The sequence below is a fragment of the Corallococcus sp. BB11-1 genome (assembly GCF_026626625.1).
Lineage (GTDB): Bacteria > Myxococcota > Myxococcia > Myxococcales > Myxococcaceae > Corallococcus > Corallococcus soli.
This window is the reverse complement of sequence record NZ_JAPNJY010000001.1, coordinates 794,648-816,772: the sequence shown is the minus strand read 5'-3', so window position 1 is coordinate 816,772 and position 22,125 is coordinate 794,648. Positions and strand designations below refer to the sequence as shown.

The 22,125-nt window shown below is 73.0% G+C and carries 17 protein-coding genes; 3 read left to right on the top strand and 14 right to left on the bottom strand.

Going from position 1 to position 22,125, the window contains the following annotated elements; genetic code table 11:
• The 5 genes from OV207_RS03465 to OV207_RS03445 all read right to left on the bottom strand — a co-directional run bounded on the left by OV207_RS03465 (position 1) and on the right by OV207_RS03445 (position 4,276).
• Complete coding sequence (locus OV207_RS03465) at positions 1-669, bottom strand: acyltransferase (RefSeq protein WP_267552555.1); 669 nt, start codon at positions 667-669, stop codon at positions 1-3.
• A gap of 30 nt (positions 670-699) precedes the next feature.
• Positions 700-2,460 carry a histone deacetylase gene (locus OV207_RS03460; RefSeq protein ID WP_267552554.1) on the bottom strand — a complete coding sequence of 587 codons (1,761 nt, stop codon included), beginning with the start codon at positions 2,458-2,460 and terminating at the stop codon, positions 700-702.
• Positions 2,461-2,596: 136 nt separating this feature from the next.
• The gene (locus OV207_RS03455; RefSeq protein WP_193346362.1) at positions 2,597-3,325 is read right to left on the bottom strand and encodes a phosphatase PAP2 family protein; all 729 of its coding nucleotides are present in this window, start codon (positions 3,323-3,325) and stop codon (positions 2,597-2,599) included.
• 84 nt (positions 3,326-3,409) lie between these two features.
• Complete coding sequence (locus OV207_RS03450; protein WP_193346361.1) at positions 3,410-3,844, bottom strand: ExbD/TolR family protein; 435 nt, start codon at positions 3,842-3,844, stop codon at positions 3,410-3,412.
• A gap of 12 nt (positions 3,845-3,856) precedes the next feature.
• Complete coding sequence (locus OV207_RS03445) at positions 3,857-4,276, bottom strand: ExbD/TolR family protein (RefSeq protein WP_267552551.1); 420 nt, start codon at positions 4,274-4,276, stop codon at positions 3,857-3,859.
• Positions 4,277-4,440: 164 nt separating this feature from the next.
• On the opposite strand from OV207_RS03445, the gene OV207_RS03440 reads away from it, so the two are divergent.
• Together OV207_RS03440 and OV207_RS03435 are read left to right on the top strand one after the other, a co-directional pair.
• The gene (locus tag OV207_RS03440) at positions 4,441-4,941 is read left to right on the top strand and encodes an SMI1/KNR4 family protein (protein ID WP_267552549.1); all 501 of its coding nucleotides are present in this window, start codon (positions 4,441-4,443) and stop codon (positions 4,939-4,941) included.
• 99 nt (positions 4,942-5,040) lie between these two features.
• Positions 5,041-6,447: an NAD-dependent succinate-semialdehyde dehydrogenase gene (locus tag OV207_RS03435; protein WP_267552547.1), complete on the top strand. Its 1,407-nt coding sequence runs from the start codon at positions 5,041-5,043 to the stop codon at positions 6,445-6,447.
• Between the two features lie 6 nt (positions 6,448-6,453).
• On the opposite strand, the gene OV207_RS03430 is transcribed toward OV207_RS03435, so the two are convergent.
• Positions 6,454-7,581: a hypothetical protein gene (locus tag OV207_RS03430; protein ID WP_193346358.1), complete on the bottom strand. Its 1,128-nt coding sequence runs from the start codon at positions 7,579-7,581 to the stop codon at positions 6,454-6,456.
• Positions 7,582-7,727: 146 nt separating this feature from the next.
• Between OV207_RS03430 and OV207_RS03425 the strand changes: the two genes are divergently transcribed.
• A complete protein-coding gene (locus OV207_RS03425) occupies positions 7,728-8,699 on the top strand; it encodes a COX15/CtaA family protein (protein WP_267552542.1) in 972 nt (323 codons plus the stop codon).
• 8 nt (positions 8,700-8,707) lie between these two features.
• Here the strand turns inward: OV207_RS03425 and OV207_RS03420 are convergent, their stop codons facing one another.
• From OV207_RS03420 to OV207_RS03385, 8 genes are all read right to left on the bottom strand, one after another.
• Positions 8,708-10,207, bottom strand: a complete 1,500-nt coding sequence (locus tag OV207_RS03420) for a glycine betaine ABC transporter substrate-binding protein (RefSeq protein ID WP_267552540.1) — start codon at positions 10,205-10,207, stop codon at positions 8,708-8,710.
• Positions 10,204-10,953 (bottom strand): ATP-binding cassette domain-containing protein, encoded by a 750-nt coding sequence (locus OV207_RS03415; protein WP_267552796.1) that lies wholly within the window; start codon positions 10,951-10,953, stop codon positions 10,204-10,206. Before OV207_RS03415 ends, OV207_RS03420 begins: the two co-directional genes overlap by 4 nt.
• Positions 10,954-10,968: 15 nt before the next feature.
• On the bottom strand, positions 10,969-11,949 hold the full coding sequence (locus tag OV207_RS03410; RefSeq protein WP_267552539.1) for a hypothetical protein: 981 nt from the start codon (positions 11,947-11,949) through the stop codon (positions 10,969-10,971).
• A 77-nt stretch (positions 11,950-12,026) separates the two neighbouring features.
• Positions 12,027-12,701 carry a DUF4142 domain-containing protein gene (locus OV207_RS03405; RefSeq protein WP_267552537.1) on the bottom strand — a complete coding sequence of 225 codons (675 nt, stop codon included), beginning with the start codon at positions 12,699-12,701 and terminating at the stop codon, positions 12,027-12,029.
• Between the two features lie 166 nt (positions 12,702-12,867).
• On the bottom strand, positions 12,868-15,138 hold the full coding sequence (locus OV207_RS03400) for a SpoIID/LytB domain-containing protein (protein ID WP_267552535.1): 2,271 nt from the start codon (positions 15,136-15,138) through the stop codon (positions 12,868-12,870).
• 2 nt (positions 15,139-15,140) lie between these two features.
• Positions 15,141-19,853, bottom strand: coding sequence for an MG2 domain-containing protein (locus tag OV207_RS03395; RefSeq protein ID WP_267552533.1), 4,713 nt, complete (start codon positions 19,851-19,853; stop codon positions 15,141-15,143).
• Complete coding sequence (locus OV207_RS03390; RefSeq protein ID WP_267552531.1) at positions 19,850-21,448, bottom strand: hypothetical protein; 1,599 nt, start codon at positions 21,446-21,448, stop codon at positions 19,850-19,852. The genes OV207_RS03395 and OV207_RS03390 overlap by 4 nt, the downstream gene beginning before the upstream one ends.
• Positions 21,445-22,107: a DUF1175 family protein gene (locus OV207_RS03385; protein WP_267552530.1), complete on the bottom strand. Its 663-nt coding sequence runs from the start codon at positions 22,105-22,107 to the stop codon at positions 21,445-21,447. Before OV207_RS03385 ends, OV207_RS03390 begins: the two co-directional genes overlap by 4 nt.
• Between the last annotated feature and the right edge of the window lie 18 nt (positions 22,108-22,125).

Genomic DNA, 22,125 nt, shown 5'->3' with positions numbered 1-22,125 from the left:
TCAGGGTTTCCCCTTAGTATCCGGGGGCTCCCAACCTCCCGGGATTCCAGAGCGTGGCCGGTCTCGGCGGTCCCCGAGCAGACGGGCGGGGGAGCCTCCCACGATGGCCCAGGGGGGCACGTCGCGGGTGACGATGGCGCCCATGCCCACGACGGCGTGGTCGCCCACGGTGACGCCGTCGGTGATGCCCGCGTTGGCGCCCACCCAGACGTCCTGGCCGATCACGATGCCCTTCGACGTGACGGGCTGGCCGCGCACGGGGCGATCCGGCGCGAGCCCGTGGTCGAACGCGTAGAGCGTGGCGCCGCTGGCGATGCGGGTGCCCTCCCCGATGCGGATGCCGGCCACGCCGCCGTCCAGGTTGACGCGCGCGTTGAGGCTGACGTGGGGGCCCAGCTCCACGGGGCCGTGCATGAAGACATCCGCGGCGATACTGCACCCAGGTCCAATCCGGACGGTGCGCCCGGGCTCCGCGAAGATGCGCGCCTCCGGGGCGATGAAGCACCCCTCCGCGATTTCAACGGTCTCCAATTCGCGCAGGCGGTCCTGCACCTCGCCCTGCCACGCGTGCGCCCACTCATGGTGGCGCGGCTTGAGGACGAAGTAGAGCCACGGCATCCAGGACAACCGCAGCTTGTGCTGTTGGCGGCGTTGCGCTTGGAGATCCACGGGCCCTGACTACCACGGCCCGCGCCCGTGTCAGGAGGCGGCGGGCACCACGGTGAAGTGGCAGCGCTCGCGCTCCTTCGCCACGGCGTCCATGTCCATGGGCACGGGCTGGAGGCGGCAGAGCATGTCGTCCGGCTCCCACGGGTACGGCTGGCCGTCCAGGCGCACGCGCCCCTCGGCCACGGCGCGGGTGGCCTCCACCAGGGGCAGCCCGGCGACGTCGCGCATCAGCGCCTCGAAGCGGCCCTGGCGCTCCGGGGTGGAGAAGTGGAAGCGGCCCCGGGCGACGAAGGCCAGGTGGTACCACATGGGCCGGAAGGCCAGCCCCGCGAGGTCCAGGCGCTGGGCCATGGTGAGCAGCACCTCCGTCGTCTCGCGCGACAGGCCCAGGCCGGGCACCTCCTGGCCGGGGAGCTGGGGGCGCGTGTCGCTGAAGCGCGCGCGCGGGTGGCGCAGGCTCAGCCAGTTGGCGAAGAGGAAGCTCTCCCCCTGGAGGACCTTCTTCTCCAGCACCGTGTCCGACAGCAGGTGTTCCCGGCCGCCCGCGTGGCCCAGCACCATGATGCGGTCGCCGGTGCCGCCCGTGGAGGACACCTCCACGCGCAGGCGGCTGTAGCCCAGGCGCTCCGTGTAGGAGAGCAGGCCGTAGCGGAAGAGCGCGTATTCGATGCCCTGCGCCGTGTAGTGGCCCAGCACGCGCGGCTGCACCTCGGGGCCCAGCCGCAGCGGGCCCTCCAGGTCCTCCAGCGTGATGGGCTCCTCTCCGGGCGCGGGTCCAGGGCCGGAGCCCGACGCATCGGTGAGCAGGTGCGCGATGCGCTGGAAGCGCGCGCTCAGCGGGTCATAGCGCGCGGTGATGCGCTGGTGGCCCAGGCCGGCGAGCACCAGCACCGTGCCCGCGAACAGCTTCCAGGATTCGGCGTGGTAGCCGCCGCCGGGCAGCCACACGCTGGCGCGGCCCCGGAGCGCGGAGGCGATGGCGACGTCGCGCTTGCGCGCGCCCGCCAGCGTGATGCCCACGCGGCCGAAGCGGTCCCCGCGCAGCACGTCCCCGCCCGCGATGACGAAGGTGAGGTCGGAGCGGGGCATGCGCGACAGCAGGTCCTTCACCTTCTGCACGTAGGTGGCGTCGTCGCAGCCGTCCGGCACGCGCGTCTCGTCCACGCCCGGGGGCAGCACGCCCCAGTCGCTGCCGGACACGGAGCCGATCCACGCCGTCGGCTGGCCGGCCAGACACGCGGCGGTGCCGTCCGGCGGGTGCGCGTCCAGGTCCAGCACGGCCACGGAGCCGTCGAAGCCCGCGGCGCGCAGGTCCGCCACGGCCACGGCGATGTCGTTGACGGTGCAGAAGCCGCCGCCCCGCTCCGGCCGGGCGTGGTGGAAGCCGCCGGCCATGTTGACCACGGGGCCCTGCCGGGCGACCGCGAGCCGCGCCGCGCCCAGCGTGCCGCCGCACACGAGCCGCACGGAGTCCAGGAGCGCGTCCACGGGGACCTCCGACGGGTCGGTGGCGTAGATGCGCGCGAGCGTGGCCGGATCGGAGAGGGACTCCAGGTAGCGGGCTTCGTGCACGCGCGCGAGCTGGGCGTAGGACACCGGCACGGGGTGGCGGACGTCCACGGCGCGCACGACGCCGGACTCCAGCAGGTACCAGGTGGTGAAGTCGGTGCTGCGCGGCTCGATGCCCACGGAGGACTCGATGCCGGACAGGGGCAGGCGGTACGCCTCGTCGTAGAAGACGGGGACGCGGCCGCGTCCCAAACCCAGCCGCCACAGCCAGGCCTGGATCATCCGCGCCTCCGGGGAGGGGGCGGGAGCGGACGGCGAGGCTGTGCGTGGGAGGGAGGCACGGAGGACACAGACCCTACGCGCCAGGGGGCGCGGGCGGGGGCTCTTTCTTCATGCGCGGGGGCCATCAGCGCGAGCCTCACTCCACCGGGCGCCGGGCCTCTTCGCGCAGCGCGGGGCTGCGGCGGCGCATGCTCCGGGCGGCCACGGTGACGAGCAGGGACCAGGCGAGGCCGGCCACCCAGCCGCCCAGCACGTCGGTGGGGTAGTGCACGCCCAGGTACACGCGGGTGCAGCCCACCAGGACGGACAGCAGCAGGGCGACGGACAGGATGTAGACCTTCACGCGCCGCTGTTCGGCGAACTGGGCCAGCAGGGCGCCCAGGGTGAGGTACGTGATGGCGGACAGCATCGCGTGGCCGCTGGGGAAGCTGGTGGACATGGTCTCGGTGAGGTGGGGCACGACCGAGGGGCGTGGGCGGTGGAAGAGGTTCTTCAGCACCGCGTTGAGCAGCCACCCCGTCACGGTCGCGCCGAAGACGAACAGGGACGTGCGGTAGCGGCGGGCCACCAGCAGGAAGCCGCACACGGCCACGGTGATGAGCGACAGCACGGGCGCGCCGCCCAGCGACGTCACGTCCCGGGCGGTCTCCGCGAGCCACCACGGGCCCCGGGGCATGGCGGGATCCTCATCCTGGCGCAGGGAGCGGACGATGCGCTCGTCGATGTCCTGCGTGTCGCCCTCATGCACCTCGTCCGACAGGACGACGAACCCCAGGACGCACGCCACCACCAGCAACAGCAGGCCCAGCGGCCGCGTCACCATCACATCCCAACCCGACAGCCACCGCCACGGCCCGCGTAACATGGCCGTGACATAGGCCGTGGACCCCGGGCCCGCCACCGGCATTCGTGCGGGAGTGTCGGACAGGCTCCAGGTCCCGGGCCCCGCTCAGCGGGAGTCCACCGCGAGCCCCAGCCCTTCCGCCCCGGCGGCCTTCGCGCCGTCCAGCGCCACCACCAGCCGTGCGTATGGGGCCCGTGCGTCGGGCTGGAAGAACAGGCCGCGCTGGCCGCGGGGACGGGCTTCCAGGAAGCGGCGCAGGCGCGGCACGTAGTCCGCTTCGCTCACGGCCTCCCCTTCCAGGAGCAGCGTCCCGTCCGCCGTGAGGCGCACGAGGCCCGGGGACAGCGCCTTCGACGGTGGGGCGTCGGTGGGGGTGGTCTCCGGCGAGGGGAGCTGGAGCATGAGCTCGCGGCGCATCAGCGGCGTCACCACCATGAAGATGATGAGCAGCACCAGCACCACGTCCACCAGCGGCGTGACGTTGATGTCGGATTGGAGGGCGGACTGCGGCTTCACGAGGAACTGGCGTTTGGAGCGCATGGCGGTGGGCCCTCAGTGCGTCTTCTTCACGGCGACACCCAGGGACACCTTCAACGCTCCCGCGTCTCGCGAGCGCTGGAGGAACTCCAGCACGTCGCCGCACGTCAGCGCTTCGTCCGCCTTGAGGAGCAGACGGCGCTCGGGGTGTGCGCGCAGCTCCTCGCGCACGCGGTCCTGCAAGTGCGAGGCGTCGGGGAGCGCTTCGGTCCCGACGAACAGGGCCTTGTCGGCGGTGAGGGAGAAGATGAGCGGCGCTGGAGGGGTGTCGCGGTGCTCTCCCTGCGCCGCGGCGGGGAGGGCGACGTCCTTGCCCTGCTCGGACATGGGGGCGCCCACCATGAAGATGATGAGCAGCACCAGCACCACGTCCACCAACGGCGTGACGTTGATGTCGGCCTTCACTCCACCCCTGCCTCCCACGGCCATTCCCATGCGCAGCCTCCACGTCTGTCCTTGTGAACCGGACACCATGGGACCACGGGCCCGGAGAGGCGTTGGCCGTGGGCAGCCGGTGGTTCGGTCATCGTTCGGTCATGGCACCCAGCGGATGGGCTGCTATCACCTGGGGACGCTCGCCTCGTGAAGGCACTCAACCCATGCGGTTCTTCAAGTCGTCCATGATGGTTCAGTTGATGCGAACAACAGAGGGCGGTCCTGTGCTGAGCGAGGACGACCTCGACTCATTTGAACAGCGGTACGGGTTGAGGCTCCCTCGCACGCTTCGGGCGTTCCTGCTGGCCACCAATGGTGGAAGGCCCGAGCGCGACCTCTTCAAGCTCCACGGGCTCCAGGGAAACCCGCTGGGCCGGATCCACCTGTTCTTCGGGCTGAACGATCCCGTCGAGTCCTGCAACCTCGACTGGAACCTGGAGGTCTTCCGCGAGCGCATCCCTCCCGGACTGCTCCCCATCGCGACCACGGAAGGCGCCGATAAAATCTGCCTCTCGCTGACCGGAGCAGAGGCTGGGAGCGTCTTCTATTGGGACGCGCATGCCCAGGAGGGAGAGACCCGTCTCTACCCGCTGGCGGAGAGCCTCGGCGCCTTCATCTCGGCGCTCCGGTCGGATGCGCTGTCACCTGTCGTCCTGAAGGCCTGAGCGCACGTCCTCGGGCGTACGCTCGGGCGTGGTCGGCATTGTCAGCGGCGGACGGGCTGCTATCACCCGGGGACGTTCGCACCTGGGAGGCACCCGCACATGGCCATCGCCACCATCAGCCCCACCACGGGCAAGACGCTGCGCACCTTCGACGCGCTCTCGTCCGAGGAGCTGGAGCGCAAGCTGCAACGGGCCGCGGACACGTTCCGCACCTACCGCGAGACGTCCTTCGCGGACCGCGCCCGGTGGATGCGCCGCGCCGCCGAAATCCTGGAGATGGAGGCCGACCGCTTCGGCCGCCTCATGACGGAGGAGATGGGCAAGCCGCTGGAGGCCGCGAAGGCCGAATCCATCAAGAGCGCCACCGCGTGCCGCTACTACGTCACCCGCGCGGAGAAGCTGCTGCGCGACGTGCCCATCGACGTGGATGGCGACACCGCCTTCGTCCGCTACCAACCCCTGGGCGCCGTGCTCGCCATCATGCCGTGGAACTTCCCCTTCTGGCAGGTCGTGCGCTTCGCCGCGCCCGCCCTCATGGCCGGCAACGTGGGCCTGCTCAAGCACGCCTCCAACGTGCCCCAGTGCGCGCTCGCCCTGGAGGAAGTGTTCCTCAACGCGGGCTTCCCGGAGGGCGCCTTCCAATCGCTGTTCATCGAAACCTCGGAGGTGAACCGCGTCATCGAGGATCCGCGCGTCAAGGCCGTGACCCTCACCGGCAGCGAGGGCGCGGGCCGCGCGGTGGGCGCCGCCGCGGGCAAGGCCATCAAGAAGGTGGTGCTGGAGCTGGGCGGCAGCGACCCGTTCATCGTCATGCCCAGCGCGGACCTGGACAAGGCGGTGGAGACCGCCGTGTCCGCGCGCCTCATCAACAACGGCCAGTCCTGCATCGCCGCCAAGCGCTTCATCATCGCGGAGCCCATCGCCAAGGAGTTCGAGCGCCGCTTCGTGGAGCGCATGAAGTCCATGGTCGTCGGCGACCCGATGGACCCCAAGACGGACGTGGGGCCGCTCGCCACGCCCGGCATCCTGGAGGGCCTGCACGCCCAGGTGCAGCAGAGCGTGAAGGCCGGCACCCGGCTGCTGCTGGGCGGCAAGCCCCAGGGCGGCCCGGGCAACTTCTATCCGCCCACCGTGCTGGCCGACCCACCGCCCCAGGCGCCCGCGTTCCATGACGAGCTCTTCGGCCCGGTGGCCACGCTCCTGCGCGCCCGCGACCTGGAGCACGCGGTGGCGCTGGCCAACGCGACCCCGTTCGGCCTGGGCGCGAGCGTGTGGACGCAGGACGCGGCCGAGCAGCGCCGGTTCATCGACGGCATCGAGGCCGGCATGGTGTTCGTCAACGCGCTCGTCGCGTCCGACGCGCGCCTGCCCTTCGGCGGGGTGAAGCACTCCGGCCACGGCCGCGAGCTGGCGGACCTGGGCATCCGGGAGTTCGTCAACGCGAAGACGGTGCGCATCTCCGGGCCGTCCGGTGCCCCGCCCCCGTCGAAGCACGCGGGCGAATAGGGCCGCTCAGCGCGTGCGCACCCGCCCATCCATGGGTGCGCCGTGCACCTCTTCCAGGGCCTCGGTGACGGCGTCCATCTCCGCGCCCAGCTGCTCCACGCTGCGGCGCAGGCCCGCGCCCGCCACGTCCGAGTCCGCGCTGTCCGCCGAGCGCGCCCGCACCACCTGCGCGTAGAGGTTCTCCAGCGTGTAGGCCAGCCGCGTGTACTCCGCCTCCAGCCGGTCCGCCGCCCGGGTCAGCTCCGCGCGCTGGCGCACCTGTTCGTCCAGCACCTGCAACGCCGCGCGCAGCCGGTCGCGCACCACGACGTCCTCTTCCTGGGCCCAGCGCCGCTCCAGCCCCTTGCGCTCCTCGCCCAGCCGCTGCACGTCCTCCGGCGCGGCCACCGTGCGCAGCTCCCGCTCGCGGCGCAGCAGCTCGTGGCAGCTCTTGCGCAGGTCCTGCACGGTGCGCTCGGGTGAACGCACGAACTCCTGCAACACGCCCGGCGCCGCGCGGAACTCCGCCAGCAGCTTGTCGCACACCGCGTCCACCCGGACGAGGCGCGGATCCTTCGGCGCCTCGGGCACCTTCGCCTCCACGGGCAGCACCTGGGCTGGGGGCTCCTCCACGCGCGTCAGCAGCGGGTTGTTGCGGGGGCGCAGGTGCCGGGCGGCCTTCTGGAAGAACGCCAGCGCCACGAACAACAGCCACCAGTACTGCGACCACATCCGCGCGGCGGTGGCCACGCACGCCAGCGCGACGATGAGGAAGCCCACGCCCAGCACCGGGTTGCGCGTGGCCGCTTCACGGGCCTCCTTCTCCGCGCGCTTTGCCTCCCGCCAGGCCTTCTGCTGGGAGACGTAGGCATCCCGCTTCGCCTGCCGCTCCGCGCGGCGCAGGGCGTCCTTCGACTCGCGCTCCCACTGCTTCTCCCACCGGCGACGCTCCTGCTCCGCGCTTCGCTCCCACTCCCGCTCCCAGCGGTCGCGCTCCCGCTCGGTGGGCAGGCGGCCCATCCGGCGCACCCACGCCTCCAGGGCGGCGTCCTTGCGCGCACGGCCTTCCTCGATGGCCGCCTCCAGCCGACGCAGGCGCTCGGCCGCATCAGGGGGGGACGGGGAGGCAGGCGGCGCTTCACGGTCGCGGGGCACGCGGTGACGCTAACAACTTCCCCCAGGCTTGGGGACTGGCCGGCCCGTCCCATAAGGCCGGGTGTTGGGGGCATGGCGGGCAGCCGACAGGTGGCCACTCCCGCGCGGTGGCCCGGCCGAGGGGGATGCGGTAGTTGCGGGGGACGATGACCCATCCCGCCGCGTCCCGCCGCTTCCAGTGGTTCAGTCTGGGCGTCCTCGTCTACACCCTGGCCGTCATCCTCTGGGGCGCGTTCGTGCGGGCCACCGGCTCCGGCGCGGGCTGCGGCGACCACTGGCCCGTCTGCAACGGCGAGGTGGTGCCGCGCGCCCCCACCGTCCAGACCCTCATCGAATACACCCACCGGCTCACCAGCGGCGTGGCCACGCTGCTCGCCGTCGCCCTGTACGTGTGGGCCCGCCGCGCCGTCCCCAAGGGACACCCCGCGCGGCACGCCGCGGGCTGGGCGCTGTTCTTCATGCTCACCGAAGGGCTCGTCGGCGCGGGCATCGTGCTGCTCCAGTACGTGGCGCAGAACGCGTCCATGTGGCGCGCGGTGTGGATGGGCCTGCACCTGACCAACACCTTCCTGCTGGTGGGCGCGCAGACGCTGGTCGTGTGGGCCGCCGCCGGCCGGGCGCGCATGGTGATCAAGGGCCAGGGCCCGGTGGCCGTGATGCTGGGCCTGGGCGTGGCCGGCATGGGCATCCTGGGCATCAGCGGCGCGGTGGCCGCGCTGGGCGACACGCTGTTCCCCGCCACCAGCCTGGCGGACGGCCTGCGCCAGGACATGTCGGAGACGGCGCACCTGCTCTTGCGCCTGCGCGTGCTGCACCCGGTGTTCGCGGTGGGCGTGGGCGCGCTGCTGGTGCTGGTGGGCCGGTGGGTGGCCCGTCTGCGCCCCTCGCCGGAGGTGAAGCGCGCGTCCATGCTGCTCACCGGCATGTACGTCGCGCAGCTGTGCGTGGGCGTCATCAACCTGGTGCTGCTGGCGCCGGTGGCCATGCAGCTCATCCACCTGCTGCTCGCCGACTGCGTGTGGATGTGCCTGGTGCGGCTGTGCGCGGCGGGGCTCGCGGAGGATGCGCCGCGCTTCGAGCCCTCCCCGGCCCCCGCGTCCAGCGTGGAGCCGGTGTAGCCCGGGCCCTACTCCCGCACGCGCAGCCCCCGGGGCACCACCGTCCGGGCGATGAGTTCGAAGAGGCCGCTGACGGCGAGCGCGAGCACCGCTGACGGCACGGCCCCCTCCAGGATGAGCCCCACGTCGTCCAGGCGGATGCCGGTGAGGATGGGCTGGCCGTAGCCGCCCGCGCCCACCAGCGCGCCCAGCGTGGCCGTGCCCACGTTGATGACCGCCGCCGTCTGGATGCCCGCGAGGATGGACGGCGCCGCCATGGGCAGCTCGATGCGCCACAGCCGCGCGCTCGCCGGCAGGCCCAGCGCCTCCGCGGACTCGCGCACCTCCCACGGAATGCCCCCCAGCCCCGCCGTCGTGTTCCGCACGATGGGCAGCAGGCTGTAGAGGAACAGCGCCGCGATGGCCGGCTTCGAGCCGATGCCCAGCAGCGGAATCATGAACACCAGCAGCGCCAGCGACGGCACCGTCTGGATGACGCTGGACAGCCCCAGCACCGCCTGCCCCAGCCGGGGACGGCGCGCGGCCACCACGCCCAACGGGATGGCCAGCGCGATGGCCCCCAGCAGCGACACGCCCACCAGGAACAGGTGCTCCCGCGTGCGCTGCCACAGACGCGACGCGGTGCCCTGCGTGCGCACCTGCGTCGACAGGCCCAGCGACGCCTGGAGGAAGTCGGACGCCACCTGGGCCTCGGGCACGCGCTCCAGCCGCGCGCGGGCGTTGAGCTTCACCATCTGCGCCTCCGTCAGCGCGCCCTCCAACCGGCGCACCGCCTGGAGCGCCTGGGGGGCCTTGGCCTCCAGGTCCTCGCGGTAGAGCAGCACCGCGTCGTACGCGGGGAAGTGGCGCCGGTCGTCCTCCAGCACGCGCAGGCCGTACGCCGCGATCTCCGCGTCCGTGGAGTACAGGTCCGTGAGCTGGAGGGCGCCGCTCTCCAGGCCCCGGTAGGCCAGGTCGTGGTCCAGGCCGCTCACGTCGCGCTGGGGCAGGCCATACGCGTCGCGCAGCGCGGGCCAGCCGTCCCCGCGCTCCATGAACTCGTTGCTGAAGCCCACGCGCAGCCCCGGGTGCTGCTTCAAATCCGAGATGCGGCGGATGCCCAGCCGTTCGGCCTCCGCCTCCTTCATGCCCAGCGCATACGTGTCGTTGAAGCCGAGCGACGCGCTCATCCGCAGCCCCTCCGCCGCGAGCGCCTTGCGCAGCGCGGCGTCGTCGGGCAGCGAGCGGCCGGCGAACAGCTCCTGGCGCAGCGTGCCGGTGTACTCCGGATACACGTCCAGCTCGCCCCGGCGCAGCGCCTCCCACAGCACCGTGGTGCCGCCCAGCTCGCGGCGGTGCGTGGTCCGCGCTCCGGCGTCCTTCGCCACCTGCGTCACCAGCTCGCCCAGGATGACGGACTCGGTGAACTTCTTGGAGCCCACGCGCACCTCGGGGGTCTCACCGGGCGGCTTCGCGCACGCGCTGAGGCCGAGCAGCAACAGCAGCGCCAGCGCTCCCGCCCGCGTCATCCGGACCTCCCCACGGGCAACGGCCGCTGCGCCTGGATGAACCGCGTGACGAAGCCGTCCGCGGGCCGCGCCTCCAGGTCCTCCAGCGTGCCCTGCTGCACCACCTGTCCGTCGCGCATGAGCACGATGCCGTCGCCCAGCCAGGCCGCCTCCGCCAGGTCATGGGTGACGAGTACCACCGTCTTCTTCAGCCGCTCGAAGATGCCGCGCAGGTCCGCCTGGAGGTCGTGGCGCACCAGCGGATCCAACGCGCCCAGCGGCTCATCCAGCAGCAGCACGTCCGGATCCAACATCAGCGCGCGCATCAGCGCCACCCGCTGCCGCTGGCCTCCGGAGAGCTGTCCGGGGAAGCGCTCCAGCGCGTCCGCGGGGAAGCGCGTCAGGTCCATCAACACGCCCTGCCGTTCGCGGATCCGCGCCTCCGGCCAGCGCAGGTGCCGGGCCATCAGCGTGACGTTCTGCGCGCCGGTGAGGTGCGGAAACAGCCCGCCGCCCTGGAGCGCGTAGCCCACGCGCTGGCGCACGGCGAGCAGCGCGTCCCCGTCCTCCGGCAGGGGCTGGGCGTCGAAGAGGATGCGGCCGGTGTCCGGCTTCGCCAGGCCGTTGAGCAGCCGCAGCAGCGTGGACTTGCCACAGCCGCTGGGGCCGATGAGCACCGTGGTGGCGCCCTTCGGCAACGTCAGCGACAGCGGGTGCAGGGCCTGCAACGCACCGTAGCGCTTGGACACACCTTCCAGGATGAACACGAACGCCACGTCCCTTCAGCGCGGAGCGAACACGCCGTTGCAGGAGGCCGGAAAGGGGGAGTCCTTCGCGAGCAGGCTGCACGCGGCGAACAGGCCCCGGCCCTGCCAGTCCACGCCGCCCGTCCAGACGACGATGTCGCCCCCACCGTCCGGAGACGGCGCGGTGAAGCGGGCACAGCGCGTGGCCACGCCCTCCAGGTAGCAATCCCGCACCTCCACGGGGCCGGCGCCGGGGAGCGCGTCGCGCAGCTCCTCCACGCTCTGGTCGCGCCAGCGCTCCACCTGGGACGCGCCCGGCTGCACTGGCTGGAAGACGCTCCAGGAGAACGTGGAGTGCTCGCAGCGGATCCGCCCCGCGCGCGTCGTCGAGTCCGCCAGCTGGCAGCCCTCCGGCACGGCCAGGACCCGCCACGGCAGGAAGGGCGGCGTGACGAGCGAGGACGGCGACAGGACGTCGCCCTCCGGGTTGCCCCGCGTGGCCAGGTACGCGAACAGCTCCAGGCAGCGGCCCAGGTCCGCGCGCGCGTTGTCCCGCGCCACGCACCCCAGCTGCCGCACGCGCCCCGCCGAGGGCGTCACCGCCGTGAGGTAGCCGCCCGCGCTGCAAGGCGCCTCGCCCTCCGGGCCCGCGCACTTCGCGAACCGCAGGGACGGGTGCGCCCGTCCCGCGAGCGGCAGCTCCCCCGGGACCTCCGTGAGCCTTGAGCCCAGCCGCGCCTGGACGCGCGCGTGCCCCGCCTCCAGGGCCTGCGCCTCGCTCACGCCCGTCAGCTCCTCCAGCCATACGGAGAGCCCGCCGCAGCGGTACGTGCGCGACGTGGCGCTGTACGGCAGGGGCACGCAGCCCTCGAAGGGCTTGCGCGCGTCCTCCACGAAGGGCCCCACGGGCGTGGCGCCCACGAGGGGGACGGCGGGGGCCACCGGGACGGTCGCCTGACAGGCGCCCCCCAGGGCTCCCAGCCCCACCCATCCCACCATCGCCAGAGCCTTGCGCATCCGCGAGGGGATAGGCGCCGGGCCCGGCCGAGTCAACCGGCCTGAGTGGCCCGACGCCCACCGCGCTACATCCCGCACTACTTCTTCATCTGCTTCTCAAGCTCCTTCGCTTCCTTCTCGTGGCCGGACACCACGCCCTCCGTCTGGCTCAGGATGGCGAGGAAGGTCGCGTCGTTCTTGTACTCGCCGCGGCCCTTCTTGAGCATCTCGTTGCCCTTCTTCTGGTCCTCCGCGATGCGCGACAGGAAGGCCTTGTCGAACTCCGGGCCCTGCTTCGCGCGCAGCTCGGTGAGTTCCCTGTTCGTCTCGTCGATGGACTTGCCCAGCTTCTCGCCGGCCTTGTCCATGCCCTTGTCGTAGCCCTGCTGCACGCCGGAGCCGCCCACGCCCATGTCGGACGTGCTGCCGTCCATCAGCGCGCTGACGGTCATCTTCTGGTTCTCCGCCCACGTGCGCAGCGTCTGGTTGTTGCTCTCGTGGTCGGTGCGGATCTTGGTGGCGAACTCCTTCACCCGCGGATCCGTCGCCTGCTCCTCCGCGAGGCGCGCCAGCTCGATCTGCCGGTTGTTGAAGACGGCCAGCGAGCCCACGAACTTCACGCGCTTGGCGGCCGCCTCCCCCACCTGCTTGCCCTGCTTCATCGCCTCCTTGTCCTGCTTGGCCATGGGGTCCTCGGCATGGGCCGCGAAGCCCAGCAACCCCGTCATGACCGCCGCCGCCACCGCCCGCGTCTTCCAGTTCTTGTTGCCCATGGTCCCTGCCTCCCGTGCTTCGTCCGAATGGATCAATGACGGGTGCAAGGTGGTGACGCGGAAGGCGGTTGCCAGGGCCGCCCGGCCGACAGCCCCACCCCCGAGCGCGAGCCCCCCGGGATGATTCCCTGTCACCGCGCCAACAGCCCTCCGTGCCGGGCGCGGCTCAGGGAGGCGGGGGCGTGACGGGGAACGCCTTGTAGGCGTCCTCCAGGATGAGGGTGCTGGAGCGGAACCTGGGGGAAGCCTTCGCCGCTTCGACGTCCAGGCCCTCGCCGTGGCCCCGCCCCTGGCCCTCGAAGACGACCTGGGGACCGTCGAAGGACGCGCGCTGGGGACAGGAGGGCAGCTTGAGGCCCGCGCGCACCAGGTCGCAGGGCAGCGAACGCGCGTCCTCGTAGGGCGAGTTGGGGTCGCCCTCCGTGCGCAGGTAGCGCACGCGGCCCTGCTCGAAGCGCAGCGCCACGAGGCGGTTGCCCAGCAGCGCCTCCACCTGCGCGCGGGGGCGGGCTTCGCGCCAGGGCGTCTGTCCGCCTTGCGAGAAGGGCAGCCAGACGTCCCACTTCAAGGGAGGCTTCTTGAGCGCGCCGATGTCCTCGTTGCGCCGCGTGGGCACGGTGCCCCGGAAGGCCTGGCAGTGGGTGGTGTCACAGATGGCGCGGCCGGGGTGCCGGCCGTGCGCGTGGCGCTCGTTATGGAGGACCACGCGGCCCAGCGCGGCGCGGGCCTCCTCCCGCAACGTGACGTCCTCGGCGGTGATGACGCCGACCATGTACTGGAAGCGCGCGGTGCGGAAGACGAAGTCCGAGCCGCGCCGGGCCTTGAGCGCGCTGGCGGTGGTGGGCACGCCCGGGGGCGGGCGGTACGGCGGCGGTGTGGACCAGGTGAAGACGCCCGCGTAGTCACGGCCGTCGGGCACGTCCGGGAAGCGCACGCGCCAGGGGCTGCCCAGGCACACCGCCGGGCCCTTCGCGGTGAGCGCATCCAGGCGGGCGAAGTCCGCGGCCACGGGGCGGGGCGCGCCGTCCTCCAGCGCGAAGCCCGCGCCCGCGCAGCGCGCCTCCACGGACGCGGACGGCAGCAGGCCGAACACCTGCACGTGCGCGGCCTCCTGGCCCGGCGCCAGGTTCCGCACGCGGGCGAAGACGCCGGGCAGCTCGTCCACGAACTGCCGGGGCATCTTGCCGGGGCGCACCGCCACGAGGACGTGGTCCGCGTCCACGGCGACGACCCACCCGAACTGGGGCCGGCTCGCGGCATCGCGCACCGTGCCCGTCTTCGTGGCCACGCCCTTCAGCGCTCGCGACGCGGGCAGGCCGCTGAGCGTGCCCTCCTCCACGTTGCCGGTGAGCAGCGCGATGACGTCCGGACGCGCCTCCGCGAGCAGCCGGTATGCCTGCGCCAGCCCCCACGGGGACAGGGCCTGTCCGGAGCGCAGCCCGATGGCCTCCGTCATGTCCGCCGGCAGGCCGCTGAGGCCCACGGCGGAGAGCACCGGCCCCCAGACACCGAAGGCCCTGGGCGCCTGGCCCGTGGCCTCCCAGTCCAGGAAGTAGCCGTTGCACGAGCGCAGGAGCGCGAGCCGTGCGTCCATCTTCGCGGGCAGCCCCGAACCACACTCCCACTCCTGCACGCGGCGACGGGGCGCGAGCAGCGGAGGCGGCGCCCCCTTCGCCCCGGGAGGCGGAGTCCCCGCCGCGTACAGGAACGGCTTGAGCGTGGAGCCATACGGCACGGCGCGGTGCACGTCGCCCAGCGAGAAGAGCACCTCCCCCGAGTGCCGGCTCACCACCACCGTGGCCTCCGCCGGCGCCAGCACCGCCACGTTCGCCAGCTCCTCCACCGTCAGGGGCGACACCCACCGCGTCCCGTCCTGGCACTGGCGCAACCGGCGCGACAGCGCGGCGGGGAACCCCGGGTGTTCGCCCAGGATGCGCGCCAGCCCCCGGCGGGCCCGGGGCGTGTCCAGGGAGGGCGCGCTGGCCACCTCCTTCGCCGCGAGCGACAGCGACTGGTAGGCCGCCCCGCGCCACGCGACCAGCTCCCCGCTCACCGTCAGCGCGAACGCCTCATGGAAGAGCCGGTCCTCGCGGGACGCGGGACAGGCCCACCACAGCAGCTGGTGCGCCAGTTCGTGGGGCAGCGCCATGAGCAGCGAATCGTCCAGCACCCCCGGCGTGTCCTGCCGCAGCTCCACGACCCCGGGCCGACTCCGCCCGTTGCTCCCGGGAGGGAGGGTGGTGCCCTTCTGGAGCGTCACGGCGGCGGGCGCCCGCTTCGGGAGCCCCCCCGCCTGCTCCGCGTACCGCGACGCCACCGACTCCCAGGAGGAGGCCGCCAGCGCGCGCAGCCGCGGCTCGGGCGTCAGGTCGCCTTGCGTGACGAAGGTGGGGGACGCCGCCAGCAGCACGGTGGTGACGGCGGCGGCCCACCCCATGACTACAGGTCGCTCACGGACGTCTTCGAGGGCACCACCGTCAGCACGTCCGACGCCGTGCGGCCCCGGATGCGCGCCGAATACATGTCCTCGATGGTGGCCGGCGGCGCGGCGAACGTGCCCGCGAACTGCGCGCGCATCACGTAGCCCACCGTGCGCGGGCTGTCGCTCCACCACGCCGGCTCCTCGAAGAAGAAGGTGGCCTGCGCCGGATCCAACTGCCGGCGCTTGAGCGCCTCCGGCACCAGCGGCAGCGAGTGCGGCGGACCGCGGAAGGCCTTGTCCTCCTGGAGCGCGACGAAGCCCGCCGGCACCGCGTCCTCCACCACGTAGTACGCCGAGCGCGCGCGGTTGTCCCCGCGCGCATCCAGCGTCAGCTCCACGTAGACCTCCTCGCCCTGCGTCACCGTGGCCCCTGACTCCAGCTTCACCTTCCCGCCCTCGCGCAGCGCGTAGTACGCGCGGTTGACGGACATGCCCTCCGCGCGCGCCCGCACCTGCTTGAGCGGCGTCGTCGCGGCGGCGCGCAGCGTGGCCACGCCGTCGAAGCTGGCCACGTCCACCGTGCGCGTCCCCGCCGGCAGCGTGGCGACGAGCCCCATGCCGCGCGACGTGAACCTCACCGGCGCCGACGCGCCCTTCACCTCCGGCGGCGTCATGCCCTTGAACGCCTTCGCGTCGCGCTCCACCAGCCACAGCGAATGCAGCAGCGCCGTGCTCCGGTCGAAGGTGGACAGCCCCGGCTCGCTCAGCATCTCCAGGATGCGCTTGCGCGCGCGCGTGACGTCCAGCGAACCGAACGACGCCGCGTGCGCCGTGATGGCGGAGAGGCCCACGCGCCGCAGCGGGAAGCGGTAGAATGCCTCCGACGTCTGGGCCTCATCCTTGAGGCTCGCGAGCTTCACGAAGCCCTCGCCGCTCTGCTTCACCAGCTCCTGGATGCGCGTCTGGAGCGCGGGTTCCTTCATCACGCCCGCCTTCTCCGCGGCCAGCACCGCGAGCGCCAGCGAGTACAGGTCCCCGGGCTTCGCCCCCTCCACCAGCGCCCGCACCCGCGCGGCCTGCCGAGCCCCCTGCAACCGCGCCAGCACGTAGGCGCGCGTGGCCTCGTATTCGTCCGGCAGGCCCTCCTGCGCCTCCAGCCACTTCGCGCTCTCCGCGATGCGCGCGTCGTCGCGGTCCACCAGCTCCGCCTCGGCCGCGTACGCCAGACCGTCCAGCGCGATGAGCGTGAGCGGCAGGCTGGGCTCGCTGTAGCCACCGAACCAGGTGAAGCCGCCGCCCTTCACCGCGAGCCCCAGGATGCGGGCCGTGCCCTGCACGGAGCGGCTGCGCGCCTCCGCCAGCAGCGCCTGCGACTCCGGATCCAACTTCTCCAGCGCGCCCGCCTTCTGGAGCACCTGGTACACGGCCACGTTCGGCACCGTCGTGGAGACCAGCTGCTCCAGGCACCCGTACGGGTACGTCAGCAGCTCGCGCACGTTGGCGAGCGCCGCGTCCACAGTGGACGGCTGGAGCACCAGCTCCACGCGCGTCAGCGTCGCGGAGTCCGGAGCCTCCAGCGCCAGCGCCCCGCCGCCCCACGCGCTCACCCGCACCGCGTCCTCCACCGAGGCCGGGGCCACGTCGAAGCGCTTCAGGTCGCGCAGGGGGTCCTTGCCGCCCGTCACGTCCACCACCAGCTCGGCGGGGCCCGTCTTCGACGCGCGCAGCGTCACCGGCACCACCTGCTCGCCGCCCTGCCCCAGCTCCAGCTTCTTCTGGGTGACCTCCGCCTGGAGCGCGCCGCCCGGCTGGATGCGCAGGTCCAGCAATTGGCTGCCCTTGGACCTCTCGCCCGCGGACAGGCGCACGGAGGCCAGGGCCTCGTCGCCCTCGCGCAGGAACTGCGGCAGCGCCGCGTAGACGTTGAGGCCGCCGCGCGTGGCGAACTCGGAGGTGCCCTCACCGAAGCGACCGGACGTGTCCGCCGCCACCGCCGTCACCACCCAGAGCGTCTGGTTGGAGGGCAGCGTGAAGCGCACCGTCGCGCGGCCGTCCCGGTCCGTCACCACCGCCGGGTCCCAGTGCGCGGTGTCCTTCTCCAGGTCCTTCGCACTCCGGGTGGGCGGCTTGATGGACGCGAACGCGTGGTCCGGCAGCCCGGCCAGCTTGCGCGCCAGCTGCTCGCCATAGCCGTAGCCCTGGAACTCCGCCGAATAGAAGCTCGTCACGTTGTCGCGCGAGGGCGGATAGAAGAAGTCCAGCACGCCCGGGCGGAACTCGCCCTGGATGGCGTAGACGGCCTTGTCCACCACGCCCACGGACAGCTGCGCGGACACGCCCTGGCCCTCATGGTCGGTGACGCGCACGTCCACCACCTGCTCGGTGAGCGGCAGCGCCTCCGCGCGGCGCGCCTGCAACGCCACGGTGAGGGTGCGCTCCTTCGGCACCACGCGGAACGCCACCGTGCGCTCCTCCCAGCGGCCCGTCGCCGTGGGGTACGCCACGGACGCATACACCGCGCTGCCGAAGCGCTTCTCCACCGGGAACGCGTGCACCAGCGTGCGGCCCTTCAGCGGCACCATCGTGGTGCCGTACAGGCCCGCGCCCGTCAGCGTCACCCACACCGGGCCGCTGTCCCTGCCGCCCTGCCCCCAGCCATCCGGCATGAGCGCCACCAGCTTCGCGGAGTCCCCCGGCGACAGCGTGCCGGACAGCGAGGCCAGCGTGAGGTTGGGCACCTGCGCCACCGGCTCGTCCGCGCCGCCGATGACCAGCAGCGACTCCTCGCCCGTCCACGCCTCGCCCTTCTTGTCCTTCACCGTCACGCGCGCGAGCACCGCGCCCACGTCCGACGTGGGCACCTTCTGCCGCGCCGTGCCGTCCTGCGCGGTGGTGAAGGCGTGCGAGCCCAGCGGCTTCTCGCTGCCGTCCGCGCGGCGCAGCACGAAGGCCACCTCGCCGGAGGTGACGCCGTAGGGCTTGCCGGACAGCGTGGTGGCGCGCACGGACAGGAGCGCCTCCGAGCCCTTGGCCACCACCGCGTCGGAGTAGCGCGCCACGCCCATCACCTCCACCTTCGACAGGAAGAAGGCGGCGGTGCCGGTGGCGAACGTCTCCTGATCATCCCGCGCGCGCACGGTGAGGCTGTAGCGGTACGGCAGCCGCTCCTCGCCCGGCTTGAGCGCGGGGACGGCGATCTCCACCTCCGCCTCGCCCTCCGCGTCGAACTCGCTGGCGCTGGACCACGGGTCGTCCGTGGCCGAGCGCTCCGCCACGGAGGAGTACAGCCGCTCCGGCACGCTCAGCTTGCCCTCGCTGCTGGACGCCGACCCGTACGTCACCGCGCTGCCCTGCCCGCCCTTGCCCGCGTCGTCCACCCACGCGGGCGCGTCCAGCAGGCTGCGGTAGAGGAACACCTCGTACTTCGCGTCCTTCGGCACGCCGCCCGCGTAGCGCCGCGCGCGCACGTTGACGCTCACCGTCTGGCCGGGCACCACCGTCTCCGACGCCGGCTGCACCTCCAGGTAGAACGTGGGCTTCACGTAGTCCTGCACGCGCGCCTCGCCCTGGTGGGGCTGCGTGTCCAGCTCCGCCTCGATGCGCAGCACGCCCGTGCCCAGGTCGGACGGCACGCTGAGCGTGCCGTGGAACGCGCCGAACTCGTCCACCGCCGCCTGCGTGGTGATGGCGCGGCCCTCCTGCGACACCAGCTTCACGCGCACGTCGCGCTTCTTCGGCGTGAACAGCCGCGCGAGGAACGTGTCCGGCTGGCGCACGAGCCCGCGGAACTTCACCTCGTTGCCGGGCTTGTAGATGGGCCGGTCGCTGTAGATGAACACGTCCGGCGCCACCGCCAGCGCGGAGTAGAAGTCCGTGTCCACGATGGCCGTGTCCTTGCCGGACGACACCGTCGCCAGGATGCGCGGCTCCGTCACCGCGAGCGTCAGCTCGCCCTTGTCGTCCGTCGTGCCCGTGGGGCCCTTGCCCGTGGGCAGGTACACCTGCACCCGAGCACCCGCGCGGGGCTGCTGGTCGCGCCCCGCCACGCGCACCAGCACCTGGCCGTCGGTCTGCTTGAGCTGCACGGTGACGTCGCTGACGACGAGCACCACCTGGCCCTCCACCCGACCCTGCACCAGTTGGAGCACGTAGGCGCCCGGGGGCAGCGGGGCCAGCAGCACGCGGCGCTCCTGGAAGCCGCCACCGCCACCGGCGCTGAAGCCCGGCACGTTGAAGCCGCGCTCCTCACCGCCCAGGTCCAGGTTGAGCCACTGGCTGCGCATCACCGTGAAGCCCGGCGGCGCGCCCACCAGCCGCTCCGGCCCCGGGGCCATCTGCGTCAGCGGCTCACCCGAGCTGCCTCCTGGCGGCGGGGGCGGCAGCGCCTCACCCGCCTCCTGGCGGAAGTCGGGGCTCAGCGCCTCCAGCAGCGCGAGCCCGGGCACGCGCACCCCGTTGAGGCCCCGGCTCAGCCCCCGGCCCGGGTTGATGAGCGTGGGCGGCACCTGGTACGCGCGCCGCAGGTCCCCCTGCGCGCGGATGAAGGCGTCCAGGTCCGCCGGCTGCAACACGCGCAGCTCCACGGGGCCCGTGTCCTCGAAGGCGACGTCCACCGCGACGGGCTCGCCACTGCCGTAGGCGCGGGGCACGGTGATGTAGAGCGGCTTGGCCAGCGCCACGCCAGACACCAGGAGCGCGGCCAGGGCCGCGAAACGCACCGACGTCTTCATGTCCCAAATCCTTCCGACACCAGTTCGGGGCCGTAGCCCACGACCTTGCCGCGAAGCCCCAGGTACGGCAGGGACTCCAGGTCGCGGCGGGCCGCTTCGATTTCCGGAGGCGCTGCCTTGGGCAGGGGCGATGCGCGGTCCACGCGCGCCTCCGACGTGTAGCCGTCCATCAGGAGCCCGCTGAGCAGCCGCCCCGTGTTGATGCCGAGCATCACCGACGCGGGCTCGCGCAGCCCCGTCACCACCGGGCCCGCGGCGTTCAGGAGGTTGGGCGCGCGGCCCTCGCACGCCTTCTTGAGGCGCTCAAGCTCCGCGTCGCTCGTGGCCATCACCACGTGCTTGCACAGCGTGGCGGTCTTCAACGTCCGCGCGCCTCCGGAGAACAGCGCCCGCACCCCTTCGGCGTCCTGCTCGCTGCCCCACAGCAGGGCCAGCTCCGGCTCCAGCGAGGCGTTGCCACGCGGCGTCCACACCAGGGCCACCTGACGCGTGCGCGTCCGGACTGACTGCGCGCTCTTGCCCTCCCAGTGCGTCTTCAGCACCTCGGGCTCCAGCGACTCGGGCAGCGTCAGGTTGAACGTGAACAGCACCGGCGTCTCCTCCGGCACCAGCTTCAGCAGGTCGTCCGCCAGGGGGCGCGTGTCGGGGATCGCGGTTGGCGACACCGCCCCCGCGATGCCCCGGCCCACCAGCCGGTCCCCCTCCACGCCGAACTGCAACCGCGCGTTCCCCTTCAGGCCCAGCACGTGGGTGAACAGCTGCGCCTCGCGGCCGTAGGCGTCCGGGTTGAAGCCCACCTCCACGTCCACGCCCTCGCTGGCGCCCAGCTTCGGCAGGGGCGTGCACAGCCCCTGGAGCAGCACCACCGGGTTGCGCGCGAGCACCACGCGCTCCTCCGTGCGCGCGGTCCACACCGTCTGCTCCGCGACCAGCCAGCGCGACAGGTGGAAGCCGCCCTCGGGCACCTTCACGGTGCTGTCCGGGCAGCGGTCCGCGGTCATCGCCCCGCGCTTCGCCACCCCGTCCAGCGCGTCCCACGCGGCCCGGGACTTCCTGTCCGCCCTGGGCACGAGGAGCGCGGGCGTGCCCGCTCGCGACGCACCGCTGAACCACACGGTGCGGAAGGGAGCATCCAGCAGCTGCCCGGCCACCACGTCCACCACCGCGCCCTTGAAGGACGCCTTGAGGTCGGCGCCGGTGGAGCCCAGGAACGGGGCCCACTCGCCCACGAACCCCTGTCCCAGCGGCTTGCCCCACTGCTCCTTCAGCCACGCGTTGCGCATCAGCGCGTCGCGCACCTTGCCGGGCGCATGCACGTCCACCCAGAGGGCGGCGGTGGCGGGCGCGTCCGGCACGTCCATCTTCGTCGGCTCGGACGGCACCTCCGGCATGCCCTCCACGGTGGCGCCCGCGGACGGAGGACCCTGGCGCTCGCCGGAGGAGAAGGCGGGGCCCGAGGAACCGCCACTGCCGCGGCCCAGGACGAAGGCCCCCACGCCCACGCCCACCACGAGTGCGCCGACGAGCGCGACGCGCACCGCGGACGAGGGGCCCGGCCCCTTGGAGGGCGGCGGCGGGCTCACGGGAGACGTCATGACATCCACTCCTTGAAGCGGAAGAAGCCGAGAAAGGCGGCGTTGGCCGGCACGGGGCGCCACTCCAGCGGCGCCTCGGTGGCGAGCGAAGCGAGGACCCCGGTGCGCACGGCGGCGCCCCGCTCACCGGAGTGGTAGACGACGCGCGCGGGGGCATGGGCCCGGTCCTCCGGGCGCACCACGAGCATCAGGTGGAAGACGGGCCCCGCGTCGTGCTCCTGGCGGAAGGCCACCACGTCCCCGGTGCGCAGCGCGTCCCGCGTGGCCGCGTCCCGCCCCAGCGCGGTGAAGTTGCGCGCGAGCAGCGTCTCCGCGTCCGCGAAGTCGGCGGGGGCGCCGCGCGTGTCCTTCCACAGGGGCGTGGCGAGCCGCTCGGAGGCCACGCGCCGGTAGGCCGTGCGGTAGGCGTAGCGGATGAGGCCCGCGCAGTCGCGCTGCGCGGGCTGCCACGCGGCATCCGGGGCCCGCACCTGCGCGAGCGCCACCTGCGCCACCTCGCGGCGCAGCAGCCGGGCGCGGGTCTCCGGCGAGACGGCTCCGGCGGCCGGCCCTTCCGCCTTCGACGGCGCGGCGCCTCGCGGGAGGTCCCCACGCGCGCCCGGGCCCACCGGGGTCGCCGGGGCGGCGTGCAACAGCAGGGAGAGCAGCAGGACGTGCATGGAAGGAATCGGGTTTCG